General features: G+C 36.2%; 12 protein-coding genes, 1 tRNA gene and 1 pseudogene. 6 read left to right on the top strand and 8 right to left on the bottom strand.

Annotated elements, in window-relative coordinates:
- Positions 1-65: 65 nt before the first annotated feature.
- Complete coding sequence (locus F6K18_RS22510; RefSeq protein WP_287524246.1) at positions 66-2057, bottom strand: serine/threonine-protein kinase; 1992 nt, start codon at positions 2055-2057, stop codon at positions 66-68.
- Positions 2058-2308: 251 nt separating this feature from the next.
- On the opposite strand from F6K18_RS22510, the gene F6K18_RS22505 reads away from it, so the two are divergent.
- Together F6K18_RS22505 and F6K18_RS22500 are read left to right on the top strand one after the other, a co-directional pair.
- A complete protein-coding gene (locus F6K18_RS22505) occupies positions 2309-2620 on the top strand; it encodes a hypothetical protein (protein ID WP_287524244.1) in 312 nt (103 codons plus the stop codon).
- A 12-nt stretch (positions 2621-2632) separates the two neighbouring features.
- A complete protein-coding gene (locus F6K18_RS22500; RefSeq protein WP_287524242.1) occupies positions 2633-2902 on the top strand; it encodes a hypothetical protein in 270 nt (89 codons plus the stop codon).
- Between the two features lie 26 nt (positions 2903-2928).
- On the opposite strand, the pseudogene F6K18_RS22495 reads toward F6K18_RS22500, so the two are convergent.
- The 5 genes and pseudogenes from F6K18_RS22495 to F6K18_RS22475 form a co-directional block, all read right to left on the bottom strand.
- Positions 2929-3009: pseudogene (locus F6K18_RS22495) on the bottom strand (IS1 family transposase); the annotation flags it as partial.
- Between the two features lie 110 nt (positions 3010-3119).
- Positions 3120-4745, bottom strand: a complete 1626-nt coding sequence (locus F6K18_RS22490; RefSeq protein WP_287524315.1) for a PEP-CTERM sorting domain-containing protein — start codon at positions 4743-4745, stop codon at positions 3120-3122.
- Between the two features lie 343 nt (positions 4746-5088).
- Entirely contained in the window at positions 5089-5352 is a 264-nt protein-coding gene (locus F6K18_RS22485) for a PEP-CTERM sorting domain-containing protein (protein ID WP_287524240.1), read from the bottom strand.
- A gap of 602 nt (positions 5353-5954) precedes the next feature.
- Positions 5955-6179 (bottom strand): hypothetical protein, encoded by a 225-nt coding sequence (locus F6K18_RS22480; RefSeq protein WP_287524237.1) that lies wholly within the window; start codon positions 6177-6179, stop codon positions 5955-5957.
- Between the two features lie 105 nt (positions 6180-6284).
- A tRNA-His gene (locus F6K18_RS22475) sits at positions 6285-6357 on the bottom strand.
- A gap of 96 nt (positions 6358-6453) precedes the next feature.
- On the opposite strand from F6K18_RS22475, the gene F6K18_RS22470 reads away from it, so the two are divergent.
- The gene (locus F6K18_RS22470; RefSeq protein ID WP_287524235.1) at positions 6454-7977 is read left to right on the top strand and encodes a serine/threonine-protein kinase; all 1524 of its coding nucleotides are present in this window, start codon (positions 6454-6456) and stop codon (positions 7975-7977) included.
- A 99-nt stretch (positions 7978-8076) separates the two neighbouring features.
- On the opposite strand, the gene F6K18_RS22465 is transcribed toward F6K18_RS22470, so the two are convergent.
- The gene (locus F6K18_RS22465; RefSeq protein ID WP_287524233.1) at positions 8077-11619 is read right to left on the bottom strand and encodes an AAA-like domain-containing protein; all 3543 of its coding nucleotides are present in this window, start codon (positions 11617-11619) and stop codon (positions 8077-8079) included.
- A 373-nt stretch (positions 11620-11992) separates the two neighbouring features.
- A complete protein-coding gene (locus F6K18_RS22460) occupies positions 11993-13318 on the bottom strand; it encodes an AAA-like domain-containing protein (RefSeq protein WP_124155106.1) in 1326 nt (441 codons plus the stop codon).
- A gap of 514 nt (positions 13319-13832) precedes the next feature.
- Between F6K18_RS22460 and F6K18_RS22455 the strand changes: the two genes are divergently transcribed.
- The 3 genes from F6K18_RS22455 to F6K18_RS22445 all read left to right on the top strand — a co-directional run bounded on the left by F6K18_RS22455 (position 13833) and on the right by F6K18_RS22445 (position 17235).
- A complete protein-coding gene (locus F6K18_RS22455) occupies positions 13833-14648 on the top strand; it encodes a hypothetical protein (RefSeq protein WP_287524230.1) in 816 nt (271 codons plus the stop codon).
- A 500-nt stretch (positions 14649-15148) separates the two neighbouring features.
- Entirely contained in the window at positions 15149-16120 is a 972-nt protein-coding gene (locus F6K18_RS22450; RefSeq protein WP_287524227.1) for a calcium-binding protein, read from the top strand.
- A 110-nt stretch (positions 16121-16230) separates the two neighbouring features.
- Complete coding sequence (locus F6K18_RS22445) at positions 16231-17235, top strand: calcium-binding protein (RefSeq protein ID WP_287524225.1); 1005 nt, start codon at positions 16231-16233, stop codon at positions 17233-17235.
- The last annotated feature ends 312 nt before the right edge of the window (positions 17236-17547 follow it).

Below are 17547 nucleotides of genomic sequence, written 5' to 3'. Positions count from 1 at the left end.
CAAAGTTAGTCAGAGATTACTTCTGACTTCTGACTTCTAACTTCTAACTTGCGCGTAGTGCTATATTACCCAGGAACCTGCCATATTTTAATCGTCTTATCATTACTCCCACTCGCTAAACTCTTACCATCCCGACTAAAAATCACCGAAAATACATCACTTGAATGACCCTTAAGAGTTTCCAACAATTCTCCCGTAGTCACATCCCATAAATTAATAATCCCATTGCGATACCCACCCGCAACTATTTTTCCATTTGGACTAAACGCAACAGACAAAACATCGCTCATACCATATTTCAAATTCTGTATAGGTGTCGAAATAAGTTCCCCTCCATAAACCTGCCATAACTTAATCGTGCCATCCCTACTACCACTAGCTAATGTGCCGCCATCTGGACTAAAAACAAGCGATCGCACCCAGTCTGAATGGCCTTTAATTGTAAACAACTCTTTCGCCTTCTGAAAATCCCATATTTTAATTGTTTGGTCGCGACCTCCGCTTGCCAATATCTCACCATCTTTATTGAAAGCAACACTATAAACCCGGTCTTCATGACCAACAAGAGTAAACCACCGCTTTGCCTTCTGTAAATTCCACACTTCAATTGCCTTATCTCTCCCCCCACTCGCTAATACCTGACCATCTGGACTAAATGTCACTGCATCCACCCAGTCAGAGTGACCGATGAGAGTAAACCAGCGTTTGCCTTTATTCATATCCCAAATTTCAATAGTCTTATCCCGACTCCCACTCGCTAACATTTCTCCATTCGGACTAAATGCCAAAGTTTGTACTGAGTCACCATGACCAGTCAGGGTATACCAACGTCTACCTTTGTTCATATCCCAAATTTCAATAGTCTTATCTCGACTCCCACTAGCTAAAATTTCTCCATTCGGAGTAAATGCTACTGAATTTACCGAGTCAAAATGTCCGGTCAGGGTCGATACACATTTCCAAGTTGACCTTTGTGGTTGAGGTAGAACTGTCGGTTGGATAATATGAGGTGGTGCAGTTATGGAATTATTTGTTTGTCGAATTGGTGTGTATGTAGGTATTGGTGTTCTAGTGGGGGTGGGGGTAGGAGATGGTGTTGGTCTTCTGGTGGGAGACGGTGTGGGTGGAGAAATATTAGGGAGAGTAGGGAGTTTCTGTTCTGAGTTTAATTCTTTCATTACCTCAGCAGCAGACTGATAACGCATTTTGGGGTTAGTTGCCAGCATTTTATCAAGAATTCTGCCTAACATACTATTAATAGACTGATTCAAATAATCTCGCCACACCCATTTATCTTTCATTACATCAAATAGATCGAAAGGAGATACTTGAGTTAATAAATGAATACAAGTCACCCCCAAACTATAGATATCGCTAGCAAAAATAGCATGACCTCTTACTTGTTCTGGAGCGACATATTCCGGACTGCCAATTATTGTTCCAGGTTGCATTAAAGCAGTTCCAGTAATAACTTTAGCTGCACCAAAATCAACTAATACTAATCGATTTGTATTAGTCATCCATCCTGTAGTTTGTGGTAGAAAATTACGACGAATAATATTTTCTGGTTTGATATCCCGATGAATTACTTTATGTTCGTGAATAAACTGTAAAACTGGTAATAATTCATTCAATATTTGTTTAATTTGACCGTCGTTAAAAGGACCTATTTTTGTTGACTCTTGAGCAAGATTAGAACCATCAATAAATTCCTGTACTAAATATTGATTATTATCCTGTTCAAAGTGAGCTAATAATTCTGGAATTTGTGGATGTTGACCAAGTTCATCTAATCTAACTGCTTCTTGTTGAAATAACTCGGCAGCTTTTTTTGGGTCGCCAGTATTTTGAGGTAAAAATTGTTTAATTACACAAGGAGGGTGAGAAGGTTTATCTTCATCTACAGCGAAAAAAGTTCTACCAAAACCACCCCTACCTATAGGTTTAATCGGGCGATACCTTTCTCTGAGCAATAATTTTGACCCACAAGCTAGACAATATAATGTTTCTTCAGGATTTTGAGGATTTGGGCATTGAGGATTTAAACAGTAGCTCATTATTAAGTATTAAAAAGATTCGGCAACTATAGAGCTACGCGCAAGTTAGAAGTCAGAAGTTAGAAGTCAGAAGTCAGAAGTCAGAAGTTATCCTTAACTGAATTTGAGTGTTTATAATTCTCCTAACCTATTTGCGTAGTGCTATATCTCTATATTAATTCTTTCCTTGGACTGAGTGTAAATAGCCTAAATTGAACTATAAGTCTGGTATTGCTAAACTTATGCCTAATTTATGCCTAATCATAATAATTATGTCAAATGCTAATTTAACTGACGATATTCAAGTTTCCCCACCTTCTCAGCAAGTGCCATTATGGGCAAAAGCGATCGCTTTATTGGCTCTTTTGAATCTTACTCTAGGACTATTTAATATTAGTTATGTGTCGTTACGGGACATTTATTTTAGGTATTTGCCTGCTGTTGTTAGAGTTTATGACCCAATCAAAGGTATAGAACCTAATATTCAGACGGATAATTATCTTGTTACTGTGAATCAATTGGTGGCACAACTACCAGAAAAAGGACTCCTAGACCCAACTACAAAAGATTTATTAACTTCTTGACGCAGTAAGAGTGTGGCCTTAATAGAAGATGACCCATTTATAGCAGGTAATAAGTTTGCCACTTTTGCCAAAATTCAACGACGAATACGAGAACGAGTGGGGGTTGAATCTACAAGAGAAGCTTTTCTAACTTTTTGGAGTGTGGATTATTTAATGTCAAAAAATGTTATTCAAGAAATTAATTTTTTTGAGAATAAAATTAGTCCTTTAATTCGCACTAATTATTTTCGGAATACGGATGTAACTGGTCAGTTTGTTGATGATTTTTGGCGGATAGATTGATTTTTTATTGTCTTTTTTGCAGGAGATTTTTTGCATAGATAACTCTGTTTTCCCTGACCATGACAATTTTTAACTGCTTTATGACTTTGACAATAAGGACAATCCATCTCTCAATAAAATTATAGAATATCATCCTCTATTGTGCAACAACAAAAAACGGTTACATTTACCCTGAGAGATGTAACCGTTTTTCTGCATATTTTTACCACAAATTAGCTTACGATGCTTTTTCTACCTCTTTATCTATAGATTTTGAGGGCTTCAGTTTGCGCTTGATTGAGGCTGCACCAAGAGTGCCAAGGGCTAGGAAACTAAGGATTGAGGTCGGCTCAGGAACAGATTCTTGAGTAAGGGCAATAGCATCTATTTTCGTAGTAGCATTTAAGTCTGGGTTCCCCCTATCATTTCTTAAGAAAATATTAATTGATTCAAAAGATAAAGGGTCTTCAATGCCATATAAATAGTTAGCCTCTTCCTCTACTTTCTGATCAATAACATATCTCCATTGCGATGAATCTACTACTAAAGATTCACCTAATGACTTCCATTCATCATTATTCAAAAAGAAAAGCTCGACCTCAACCTTCTGATTTTTTTCCTGAATTCGCATACGGTACTCTGTTTGAGAATTTGGTTGGCTATCCAAGGTGACAAAAGGAAACTCAGAACTATCACGCTGTTCTGGTTCCACACCTGGAGTAAAATCCGGATCTGCATAAAGTCTTGTAAACGCATTGGGGCGTAACCAAGCTCTAAGTTCCGCATTTTCATCAACTTTTTGAAATTTTTCTAATTTTAAGCTAGAAAAACTTAACTCAGTAATACCACATTCAGGGCAATTTCCAGCAAAATCTTGAAATGTGTCAATAAATCCAGACACCTGAGTTTCTTGCCCTAAATCTTGTATGGTATTCAAGGCCAAACATTCAGCGGGAGGTAGCAGAGGGGGACTAACTGTTGGTTGACCACACTTTGTATTAGCACCAGATATTTCAAAATCAATACTCGCAATTGTTATGAGACCCTCACTCAAACTAGAGAATGATGTATTTCCGAATGCTCCACTTGCTGAATACGATAGACTCTCATTAGAGTTTTCTTCAGGTAAAAAAAAGTCAAGTCCACTTGATACCTCACCTCTATTAACTTCAGGTGTGCGTGAATTAAATGTCGCTTTTTTACCATTACTGATTAATGTTAGGTCTAAAGCTCCTGGAAAAATATTAGACAGTACATCATCAGGATCAATTTCATTGCTTTCATCACCAAGAAAAGAAACGTTAGGATTGTAGTCAAAAAAACCTGTACCTTTCAACGGTGTACCTGCTGTTGCATCAAAAAACTCTGCTAAATGAAATGCTGCTGAACTTGTCTCCCAATCAAATGTAATTCGAGCTGGTAATTCAAGTTCTTCACAAGAAGAATCTTCTATAGCCAGAAAAACTCTAGCCATTTCATTGCCTTTTCCATTCCAACAGACAGGTGGATTATCCGCATATTCTAATGCTGGAATGTAAGCATTTTGCTCTCGTTTTGCATTCTGTGGAAACATTCCACTCCAATAAAAATTAATTGGACCATTGCTAGGATTAAGATTTATTCCTAAATCTAGTAAGTTAAGCGATGCTGTTTGAAAATCTGCATTTGTAGTATTAAAAGCCAAATAACCTGATTCAATACTAAGTGCTTGAGGTAGGTTCCACTTTCCTTTTTCATCAAATTCCTCATTTAATAAAATTGTCTCATTTGAACTAAATTTAAAATCAAAAGCAAAGCTCTTTTCAGATAAAACTGCCATGCTTACTACTAGCATAGGAGTCAGTAAGTAATGTTTAATTTTCATCAATTGGTAAGTTTATATGATTGCTATAGTGTTTGAGGATATTGATTTCTAGTTTTTTGGTTTACGATTCAATAGTGATTCTACACCTAGAGTTCCTAGAGTTAGAGTTGCTAGAGTTAGTAAACCAAAAATAGAGGTGAGTTCGGGTACAGAAGTAGGACAACTTACTTCTCTTCCCTAAACCAGTTATATCTCTCAGGGTAAATGTAACCGACTCACTAAGGAATGAGAATTTATTAACTTCCAGATTTTATCCACAGGAGCATTTCAGTGCAATACTCCTAGCCAATATTTGTGGATCATATTTTATTCTCATTCCTAAATATATTGACACTGGATTAGTTTAAGAAACTTTCTCTAGCTCTTTATCTATAGATTTTGAGGAATTCAGTTTGCGCTTGAGGGTTGATACTGTACCTAGAGTTCCGAGGGTGAGGAAGCCTAATATAGAAGTTGGTTCTGGCATCGGTTTTGGTGATTCTACACATGTAGCATCACAGGGAGCAGTGGTAGTGGTGTCAGGGAGGAGATCACTAGATGTTTGAGCAAAAACTTGAACAGGAATTAATAAAATGGTTGCGGTAAGGAATAAACTTGATAACTTCATACGACTCCATCAATATCAAAAATTTGTTAAATTTTCAAAACAAAGTTTCTACTTGTTTAGTTAGTAATAATAGTGAGAGTCTAAAAATAAAGCAATAGCAAATCAGCATCTTTACTGAATCTTTATATAGTTAATATTTGTAAATATATTAGTTTTATAAATACTTCTTGAATATAAGTCAAACAGTAAAAATTTTCTCTAGTTATGCTAACTTTCTAAATAACATAATTTTGTATAAATAGTGTTTTGAGGGATTTTAGAATTAATATCAAAACCACTTTTTGCTAAATCTTTAATTACGAAAGGAGTTAACTTTTATTAAGTAGCTATATAAATTTGCTCCCATATATACTCATTGTTTGTCAATAAAAATCAATAAGTAACATCACATAATTAATCAGACAATTTTATTCCCTTTGATACCTATATAACAATAGTTTTGATATTACTTAAATGGCAATTATCTTTGTTTACTACCCACTTAGATAAGCACAAAATACAGCTATTATTATTTTCTTATTTATGGTGGTTAAAAAGTGGTTTTTTTATCAAACAGTAAAAACCGTGAAACAACGGAGATACGATAGACTCATCAGTACAGCTTATACCATTTGATAGTAGATTTCTAGGGATAAGAAGGTTTTGTCTTCATCAAATCTTGATAAACTCTCACAACCAACACCATCATCATCACGATCTAAGTCGTGAGGGTCGGGGTTACCATCTCCAATGTCAACAAATATTATTGACTCACCAAATTTTTTTTCAATATAGCTACAATTCAAATCTGGTGGAGGTGGAGGTACGCAAATCTCTTTACCTGACACTGTTCGCGGGTAAAATGAGTAAAAACTGAGTAAGGATTATTGGTTTCGAGATTTTACACCATGAGTTTTTGGTGAGAGTTCCCGTCACTTCGGACTTAATAAAAGGGCGAACGATGGGACTCGAACCCACGAATGGTGGAACCACAAACCACTGCCTTAACCACTTGGCCACGCTCGCCATACATATTTTTCTTACAGTAAACTACTATAGCATTACTAAATTATATTTGTAAACCCCCTAGAGAAAAATCTAAAATATAAAAACAACCCCTCAATGAGTTATTGTGTTAACCCTCAATGTCCCAATCCTGAAAATCCAGATACAGCAACCTATTGCCAGAGTTGCCGATCGCCCCTACTCCTCCACAGGCGTTATCGTCTCCTGAAAAAAGTCGGTCAGGGAAGCTTTGGCAAAACATTTTTGGGCGTAGACGAAAAACATCCTCTGAAGCTCCCATGTATTCTCAAGCAACTTTCATTTCCTACCCAAGACCCAGAAAACCGTCAGACAACAGCAAGACTATTTCGGCGAGAAGTGATGCGGTTAGTACAGTTGGGGCAACATCCACAAATTCCTTTGCTTTTAGCTCACTTCCAACACAATCAAAATTTGTACTTAGTACAAGAATATATTCAGGGTTTGACCCTTAAGCAAGAATTACAACAACAGGGGGTATTTAACGAAGAACAAATATGGCAATTTTTGCAAAATTTACTGCCAGTATTGCGGTTTATTCATCAACATCAAATTATTCATCGCGATATAAAACCAGAAAATATTATTCGTCGTATTTCTCCACCTATTAACTATCAAAAACCACCACACCTACCAGGAGAAAATCAAGCTGTGGGAAAAGTTGGGGAATTTGTATTAATTGATTTTGGTGTGGCGAAGTTGCTGACAGGTACTGCTTTAATTAGAACTGGTACCATTATTGGTAGTCCTGAATATATGGCACCGGAGCAAACCAGAGGAAAAGCATTGCCAGCAAGTGACTTGTTTAGTTTGGGTGTAACTTGCATTCATTTACTGACGGATGTTGCGCCATGGGATATGTTTGATGTTGTTAATGACTGTTGGAGATGGCGATATTTTTTGCCGAGTTGGAGTAGTGTGAGTCAAAGTCTGGGCAATATATTAGATAAGTTGTTGCAAAATTCTGTGAGTCAACGTTATCAGTCTGCGGAACAAGTTTTAGAGGCGTTGGAGTCTCGCTCTAATATTGTCATTCAACCTATGGAAAATATAGAGTCTTTGGCGTTGGTAAATCAAAAGTTGCCTCTGTTACCATCGGTGCGGAGTTTCGTAGGAAGGTTTATTCCCCAAGTTATGGCACTGGATGAAAATGAATTAATTTCAGGAGTGGGGGTAGACTATGGGAAATTGCAGTATTTGTTGGCAGTGCAAAAGTGGCGGGAAGCAGATATGGAAACGTGGGGAGTTTTATGTGATGCTTTGGGGAAGAGGAGAAAAAGTTATTTGTTTAGGGATGATATTGATAATTTGCCTTGTGAAGATTTGTTGACTATTGATTGCCTCTGGGTAAAATATAGTAGGGAAAAATTTGGGTTGAGCGTACAAAAACAGATTTATGAAAGTGTGGATGAAGATTATAGAGAGTTTTGTAGTCAGGTAGGTTGGTTGACTTATAATTTGCATTTTCGCGATCGCGGATTTAAGTTTAGAAGTTGGGCACCAGTTGGTCATTTACCTTCACGAATTTGGGCAGGAGGTCAAAAATGGTGGAGTCATGCTGAGGGGATGGCGAAAAAGTTGGATAAGTGTGCTGTTAGGTAGTAGGTATTAGGTTTTAGCTGAAAGTGTGGGATAGATAATTCAAGTCACGCCACTTCTAGGGTGCGATCGCCGTTGTCAATAATTATTAAAACAACCTGTTCAGTAGTCTCTACAAATATTTTGTATCTCCTCATCCTGATTTTGAGTAACAATATAATCCCTCAAGCATTGACAACCCAACTCCATAAAATCTTCAATATCCAAAGTCAAATTCCATAGCTTAACTGTACCATCTTCACTAGCAGAAGCTAGTAACTTACCATCTGGACTAAAACTAATACTAAAAACCCGACCCAGATGACCCTCAAGAGTTTGCACCTCAGTACCATCCGCCACATTCCACAAAATCACTTTTCTATCAAAACCAGCAGAAGCAACTATTTTACCATCCGGACTAAAATCAATATCTCTCACCCAACTTCCATGACCTTCGAGAGTTCGCACCTCAGTACCATCCGCCACATTCCATAACTTCACAGCAGCATCACCACCACTGGAAGCAAGTAACTTGCCATCTGGGCTAAAACTAACAGCAACCAAGTTAAGATTACCCCGATCCAAAACTTTCAACATCCTGCCATCTTCGACACTCCACAAAATTACCCGATGGTCAAAACCAGCAGAAGCTAAAACTTCACCATCCGGACTGAAACTGACACTCCTAACTGAGCGGAGATGACCCTTAAGACTTTGCAAAAATACTTGATCAGTGAGTCGCCATAATTTTACAGTACGGTCATCGCCAGCAGAAGCTAAAATCTTTCCATCCGGACTGAAACTAACAGCATAAACAGACCTACTATGACCCTTAAAGGTCTGTACTAGAGTACCATTTTTCACATTCCACAGTCTAACTGTATTATCGAGACTAGCAGAAGCTAAAAATTTACCATCCGGACTGAAGCTAACATGAAAGACATCTCCACTGTGACCTTTGAGAACTATCAGTAAAGTACCATCTGCCACATTCCATAGTTTGATAGTATTGTCAGTATCAGCAGAAGCCAGAATTTTGCCATTAGGACTGAAACTGACAACTGATACATCACCTTGATTATTTGTAAAAGTTCTTGGTTCTGTACCTTCTAGACCTTCTACATTCCACAACCTAACAGTATGGTCGCTACCAGTAGAAACTATCATCTTACCATCAGGACTAAAAGTAACACTCCTAATTATGCCAACATGACCTCGGAAAATTTGTGGTTCAATTCCCTTTTCCTCCAAATTCCAGAGTTTCACCAAACCATCTTCAGCAGAAGAAACCAGAGTTTTACCATCAGGACTAAAACTGACACCCCAGACTGTACCACGGTGACCTCTGGGGGTAGGAGTTTTAATTTCAATACCATTTTCAACATCCCACAACTTAATGGTTTTGTCAGCACTACTGGAAGCTAAAGTTTTACCATCAGGGCTAAAAGTAACAACCCTTACCTCGTCTCTATGACCCTTAAGAGTTTTGAGCAAACTACCATCTTCAACTTTCCAGAGTTTAATTTTATTGTCAAAACTAGTAGAAGCAACTATAGTACCGTCTGGACTAAAACTGACATGAGTAACTGCATAATAACGACCATTGGGAGTACGATGAGCGGGAATTTTTCTGACCAAAGTACCATCTTTGACATTCCAGAATTTTACCCAACCTCTTGAACCACAAGAAACCAGGAGTTCCCCATCTGGACTGAAACTGACGCTTCTCACCCAAGTGTTATTGTGGGCGAGGATGGTTTTCAGTAGAGTACCGTTGTCCACATTCCACAGTTTTATAGTACCGTCTCTGCTAGCAGATGCTAAAGTTTTGCTATCTGGACTGAAACTAACTCCTGAGATATGGTCTCTATGGTCTTTGAGAGTTTTTAGCAGTTTGCCTTGAATATTCCATAGCTTTATTGTTTTATCCTCACTACCAGAAGCAATAATTTTGCCATTGGGGCTGAAATTCACTCTTGTCACCCTGTCGAGATGCCCTTGAAGGCGATTTTGCTCTCTAATACCAGAAACTACAAATCTTAATGTATTCAAGACTTCTGTACGTCTATCTAATCTAACTGGGGCTGATTTTTCTAACTGTTGCAGTTGTTTTCCTACTTTTAATGCTGACAGTAACGCATCAAATGGACTGATGTTATTATAGACTTCTTTTGCAGAAAAACTTTCTAGAGATATACTAGCTTCTGCTAATTCTCGGTTAGCTCGTTTTACTTGTAACCCCACTACTGTTGCTGCTAATAGTGAGATAATTAAAATTACAGTGCCGACACTTACTATTCGTTTAGATTTTTGTTGAGCTTGGATTAAAGTTTTATTGGCTTCAGCTAGGATAATACTTTCTTGTTCTTTGATATCTAATATTTGTTTTACTTTCAACTTTTCCAGTTCTTGACTAGAGCCTAAAAAGTAATAATCAACCTCACTAAGACTATGATTTCTAGACCAAGATAGAGCTTTTTGTAATAATTCACCTTTCAAAAGTTGAGACTCGTCTTGATAGTTAGAAGCAACCCAAGCATTCAAATTTTCAGCATAGGGACGCAGTTGCTCTAATTGTCTTTCTAACCATTTATGAGAAAAAATATGTTGATAAATTTTGTTATAAATTCTGAGTTTTCCTTGTTCCTGAACTACTAATCCTGATAACCTTAATTCTGTTTGTTCAACACTGCCATTTGCCACAATTTCTCCCTGTTGTAAAATTTGTTGATAGATGCCCAATATTTGACCTATGCAGCGCTTATTTTTAAGCAGGCGATCACGAATTGTCCTGAGATGAGGTGGTTCATCTTGAGCTTCCCAGTTATTAATAATTCTGGTTTGAACTAATTGTTGAATTGACCTATAGTTTGTCATACCATCGGCTAAATTTTGTACAACTAACTGACATAATTTTTGAGAGAGAAAAGGTTGTCCGCCAGACCAGTTTAATATTTCTTTGAGAGCTTCCTGGGGATTATTTACTTTTTCCTCTAATCCTAAAGCTAAAGGTTTTGCTTCTTGAAACTCAAATCCATGTAGTTCAATTGCCTTACCAATATTAAAAGGTGTTTGAGTTTTATCTGTGATTAAATCACTGGGAGTTGCTACTCCTAACAGAGCAAAAGTAAGACGTTTATATTTAGGTTCAAAAACTCGTTGATTATAAAAATATCTAATTAAGGCAAAAAAATCATCTAAGGAAAAATCATGACTTCTGACCAGATCAATTTCGTCTATAAAAATCACGATATTTTGCTCAATTATTTCTAACAAAACTTCTTCTATGAACAAACTCAAACGTTGTACTGGAGAAAGCAAATCTCTTCTTTCCCGCCACCAACTTCGCCACTGAACTTTCTTCGTAAGCTGACAACTACTAACTAAAGATTGAACAATTCCTGCATACCATTTTTCCGGATTTACATCCTCTTTGCCAATTCCTGTAAGGTCAACAAAAGCACATAATATTCCTTCAGCTTGTAGCTTATTCATTGTTCTGACTCGCAAACTAGACTTACCCATTTGTCGCGAGTTCAATACATAACAAAATTCTCCAGCTTTCAAGTATTGATAAAATTCTGAGTCGGCTTTTCTAATTATGTAACTAGGAGCATCAATAGGCAAACTACCACCATATTGATATTCATATTTAATATTTGACATTTTTTATATAGCTTAGTTCATATAATTAAACTCAACTAATTAACAAAAAATCTCGAAATTGATAAGTTGGTGCACAAATAAGGCTGTAAATATAATATAAATATTAACTTAAAAAAAAGAGTGCGGAATTTTTTTTAGTTTTTTTCTTTTGCCTATTGCCTTTAACCGTCATCTTTACTATTCAAAAAATAAATATCTATTAGATTTCCGAATAATTAATGATTCTCTAATTTAGATTTAAATCCTCTCGCATTAAGGAAAAATATATTTTTTTTATTTAAGCAAATTATCCTATTACAGGAAAGGTAATTGTTAATCATTAATCAATTCTTGATAACACCATCAGCAAAATTTTTGTTTACTCAATCAAGTGTTATAAAACTCTCCGAAAATAATCTTGATAAAGATGACATTGAGGCATTACATAATTATCTTTTTGCTTAACCAATCCCATACTATGTAACTGATAAATTTGTTTTGAATCTAATTCAACTGGCTCTGAGGAAGTAACAACCTGTTTAAATGCTTCAGTTAATCCCGGCAATTTTTGTAATGTTTCCCAATTTCGCCGGAGATGATTACTATAGACTCCGGCTTCAGTTGCAGCTTCTTTTAATAATTGTTCTAAAGTAATTTTATGTGACCAAATTTCATACATAGCTAATCGCAAAAGATAAGGATGTCCTCCTACTATTTTCATCAATTCTTGAATCAAATAATTATTCCAATTTATGCCATGTAGTTGAGCTAATCTTTGTACTTGGTTATGATTAAATTCAGATAATTCTATGGGCAAACCAGCATTAAATGGAGATTGATTAATATCTAGAGGAATATAAACTTCTGTTGAATGTGCTATTACCAAACGTAGTCGTTTCCAAACATCAGATATTTTTCCTCTTTCATGCCAAAATCGTAACATCCCAAAAAAATCTTCAATGACTTCAGTATAAGGAAATAACCGGTCTACTGCATCCAAACACAACACTAATGGTGTATCAATTTCTGTTAATAAATATTCTTCAAAATATACTGTGCAATTATCATTGCTGCCAAGAATTTCTGTATCCCAATAGTTGTCTAGCTGATTTTCTAAATTTAATTGCCGACCTACTGTTAAACATAACCATTTGAGAAACTTATCTAAATTAGTAATAACTGTTCGATTCACACTACTTAAATCTAGATAGACAGTCCGATAATTCTGAGCTTTAGCCTGAGCTAAAATTCTCATTATTAAAGAAGTTTTACCCATCAGTTTAGGAGCTTTTATCCTAATTAGAGATCCTGGGTTTTCTATAGTTTGATAACATAAATTTTCTACATTTTCTCGCTCTATATATAAAGGAGAATCTAGAGCAACTGCTCCTTCTGGAAAAGGTAGTTTGACAATGGATGAAACAAATTGATTATTATTATCCTCTTTCCATCTTTGTAGTGCTTCCTTAAAATTTTTTTTAGTTATCTTTTCTCCTAATGCTGTTGAAAATTTACTCCACATTTTATTGCCGACATCTTTGTTGAGATATTCAGCACTATAACCATTTTCCTGAGCTATCTGAATATAAGTTTGTTTTTCCCATGCTCCTTGGAGAATTAGAATTTCCAGATCGCTCAAGTGTGTACCAGTGTTTTGGAAGATTATTTGATTTGCTCTCTCTTTAGCTTGGCTCCAAGTAAACTCTGATTCTGATTTCATGGTAGATTAGCATATAAATTACTATAATTATATTTTATTCATGTTGAGCATTGATAAACAGAACAATTATAAAAATCCTGATTTTTTATTTTAACTACCCTGACTTTTCCTGATTTTTTTTCTGTTATCTAGATTTTGGAATAGTTTAATTGTTGTTTTTATCCTGCAGATAATCACTTCTTTACTCATTTATAAAAATAATTTTCAGCCATGCCATACATAGCTCTGCAAACTAAATTTTATCTAAAAAGTAGAGAATTAACAGACTAAAAAAAAAGGAGTATTGTAGCGGATTATATATTGTAGGTATGGAGCTGTTAATAGATAATTTATTACTGATTGAGCAGCCAAATATATTGCCATACTCATACGGAAAAATTGACAATTATTAAACTTAGGAAAAAATCTTTTCTTTGAGTAAGTAAACACCTGATTTTTTATCCATTGTCGTTCTTAGTATGAAAAGTGAAAATTATTAATAACAACAAACATTCAAGCGTAAAAGAGAACAAAAATGAATTTACAAAGATTTCTGGCAGCACCAGTTGCCTTCGGATTGACGCTCGGTACTTTCTATGTACTAAATTTACCTGCATATGCAAAAACTGTAAATGTTACCGTTCCTAAAACAGCTGTTGCCATAGCTTTTAACACAGCTTTTAGTTCAACTAAAGTTCATCTTGACAACTATGGAAAAAACCATGGTAGTAGCTGGCATCAAGATTCTAGCTATGTACTATTGCCCAATGGAGCCAAAGAATCATTCTTGATTCCCGAGTACAAACATAAAGTTACCAAATTTCGCCAGTTGAAATATTACATTGATAATATGAATACCTCATCTATCCAAGCCACTATTAATGGTAGTCGAATTCAAGCAACTGCAAGGTTTGAAAGCCAAGGAGAGGAAATTAAAGCAAAATGTGTCCGCAGAAGGTTTGGAAAATGGGGTGAGTGCAAATTAAAAATGGAACGCGATATCCATTTGAACAACTCAATCCTTTCAATGTCTTTGATACCTGTTGCTTATAATGGGTCTATTTCATACGCAAATCCCAAAGTAGACTTTAAGACTGATTTACGAATTCCTAATAAGCTATGCCAAGCTTTTAAGGGTATCTGTAGTCGTATCCAAAATAAGATTAAGGGTGAATTAACCAAAAATATTGAAACACAACTTGCCAATGGTCTGAATAATCCCAAAGTAAAAGACAAGGTAGCAAATTCTGTTAAAAAATCACTCGCTAGCCGTTTAGGTCAATACAAAAACTGGAAAATAACTAAAGTTTCTAGCAATGGCAACAACTTGATCTTAAATTTGAGAAATTAGATTTTTTGGTAGTGATTCTAATATCAACTCAAGAAAAATATGACACAAATAAATTTTTTGTAGGGGTTTAACACTGATAAATTTTTACCCACAGATTTGTATTTCTCAGGACTTACGCAAATGGATTATAGTCTTTGCGTAATTCCTATTTATATTAAAGTCAAATTTTATGATTAACAACTTCTAGGATGATATTTTTCTAGAATTTATCTGCCAAATATACTGCCATACTAATATCCGGAAAAATTTACAATTGTTCAACTGAGAAATCAAGTTTTTATCAGGAAAGTAAACACCTGATTTTTCCTCCATTGTCGTTGTTGGTCTGAAAGAGGCATAATTAATTCATAAGTTTAGTTTGAGAGCTATAGCACTCCAATTTAAGTCGTGAAAACCTAAGAGGCTCAAGCTTTTGACAGCAAAGTTTCTAGCCTCAAAAATATTACAACTATCTAGGATTGCTATAGGCCCATCAAATTAACTAACAAAGTCGAATTGATGTGGGAGAAATTTCAATGGCTTATATTCAAGGCACTCCAGGTAACGATTTTCTACAGGGTACTTATTTCGGGGATATTATGGAGGGTTACGCTGGCAATGACACAATGTGGGGCGCAGATAATAGCGACACAATGCGTGGTGGAAATGACAATGATGATCTGTTTGGTGAATATGGTAACGACTTTCTATACGGTGACTCTGGCCGCGACTACCTCAATGGTGGTGTAGGTAATGATTCTCTTTGGGGAGGATCTGGTCGTGATACTATTGATGGTGGTAGTGGTAATGACGTGATGCGGGGTGGCACTGGCTACGATACTTATGTAGTTAGTTCTCCGAACGATCAAGTCATTGAGTATAGTGGCGAAGGACTTGACATCGTTGTTAGTAAGATCAATGGCTATACTTTGGGTGCAAATGTAGAAAGTCTTCTCCTCGGAAACACAATTTCTGATGGTACAGGTAATAGTCTCAATAATCGTCTTTACGGTAACGATGCCAACAACAACCTAAATGGAGTTGGAGGAGCGGATCAATTATTCGGTAATGGTGGTGCAGACGCTCTTAATGGTGGTTCAGGCAGTGATACACTCACTGGTGGTGCTGATTTTGATGTTTTAACTGGAGGTAGTGGTGCTGACTATTTTAAATATGTCAGTCTATCTGACGCTCCTACAAATTACATTTTCTTTCCTGAGACTATTAATGATTTTCAACGAGGAATTGACAATATAGATTTATCAGCAATTGATGCTAATCTCAGTAGTTCAGGAAATCAAGCATTTTCGTTTATTGGTACAAGTGATTTTGGAAGTGTTCCTCGAGGAGTTCAAGGTCAAGTTCGATATGAAAATACTGGTGGATCTGTGCTGGTTCAAGTAGATGTTTATGGTGATGGTGACTATACTTCTGACCTAGATATTATGTTGCTCAGTACCACATCTGTTAGTGCCAGTGATTTCATCTTGTAAGTGTAATGATTAAACAGAGTAGCTGAGACTTTCATAATCACTACTTCTACTTATTTGGCATCAGTATAAACCTAACAAAACAAAGATTAAATATTAGGAGGTAACACAAAATGACAGTCATTTATGGAACCCGTGGAGATGATAATTTACAAGGATTTAGTGGCCCTCATTGGTCTTTAGTAAATGGTCAGTTAGTTTATTATCCGAATGGCAACGACACCATTTATGGTCAGGGTGGTGATGATATATTGCAAGGTAAAGGCGGAAATGACGACATCTTTGGAGGTAGTGGGAATGATTTTCTCGGAGGAGGAAATGGAAGGGATGAACTCTATGGAGAATTTGATGACGATAGCATCAAAGGAGGAGGTGGTCGTGACTCTATGTATGGTGGTGAAGGTAATGATGAATTGGATGGAGATGGTGGAAACGATCTAATCTTTGGAGATGATGATCAAGATACAGTCTTCGGCGATACTGGAGACGATACGCTTGATGGCGGTGATGATGCAGATTTGGTCGTAGGTTCTAGCGGTGATGACATGGTAGTCGGCGGTAGTGGTAATGATACGGTCGAAGGAGGTGCTGATAAGGATACATTAGTCGGAGGAACGGGTGATGATATTCTGATTGGGGGAGGAAGCAGTTTAGTCCGGACTATCCTACCCGATATGGATAGTAAGCAGGATATCTTTAAAGTTACAGGTGATGAGGGAGTAAGCGGTTTTGGCGACGATACATTAAGGGGATTTGAACGCAATCTAGATAAAATTGAATTTGGCTTCGATATTCTGCTGAATTTTACTCAAAATCCACCTCCTGGTGATTTAAGCCTGAAGAATTTTGACGTTCTTGATTACTGGCCTAATGGTAATGTCGCAGGTGCGGATGGTGAATTGACAGATCTCGATTTCCCCTTTGTTGAAGAAATTGGTAACGATCTACTCATTAACCTTCCTCCATCCGGTAACATTACTATAGGTGTTCAAGCTGGAACCATTGAATATCAAATGAATGGTCAAACTTTTAACTTTGGTGGAGGCACTTTGTTAGTCGAGAATGTCAATAGTTTAGGCAATAGTTTAACCGAGAATGATTTTATCTTTTCGTCCTAGAATACATCATCATCATCTAACTAGATAATTACATTAGACCTTTTCAAAATCGGTATTTTTGGAAAGGTCTAAAAACAGTATGACTATTTGTAGCAAACATTTATCACCCTTGGTATTACCCACATATTATTTCTCAGGACTTACGCAAAGACTATAATCCATTTGCGTAAGTCCTGTTTATATTAAAGTCAAATTTTATGATTAAGCACTTCTTGGTTTGTATTTTTATAGAATTTATCTGCCAAATATACTGCTATGCTAATTTCCGGAAAATTTTACAATTATTTAACTGAAAAATCAAGTTTTTATCAG

Source organism: Okeania sp. SIO2C2 (assembly GCF_010692625.1).
Taxonomy (GTDB): domain Bacteria; phylum Cyanobacteriota; class Cyanobacteriia; order Cyanobacteriales; family Microcoleaceae; genus Okeania; species Okeania hirsuta.
This window is presented reverse-complemented; position numbering and strand designations above follow the sequence as displayed.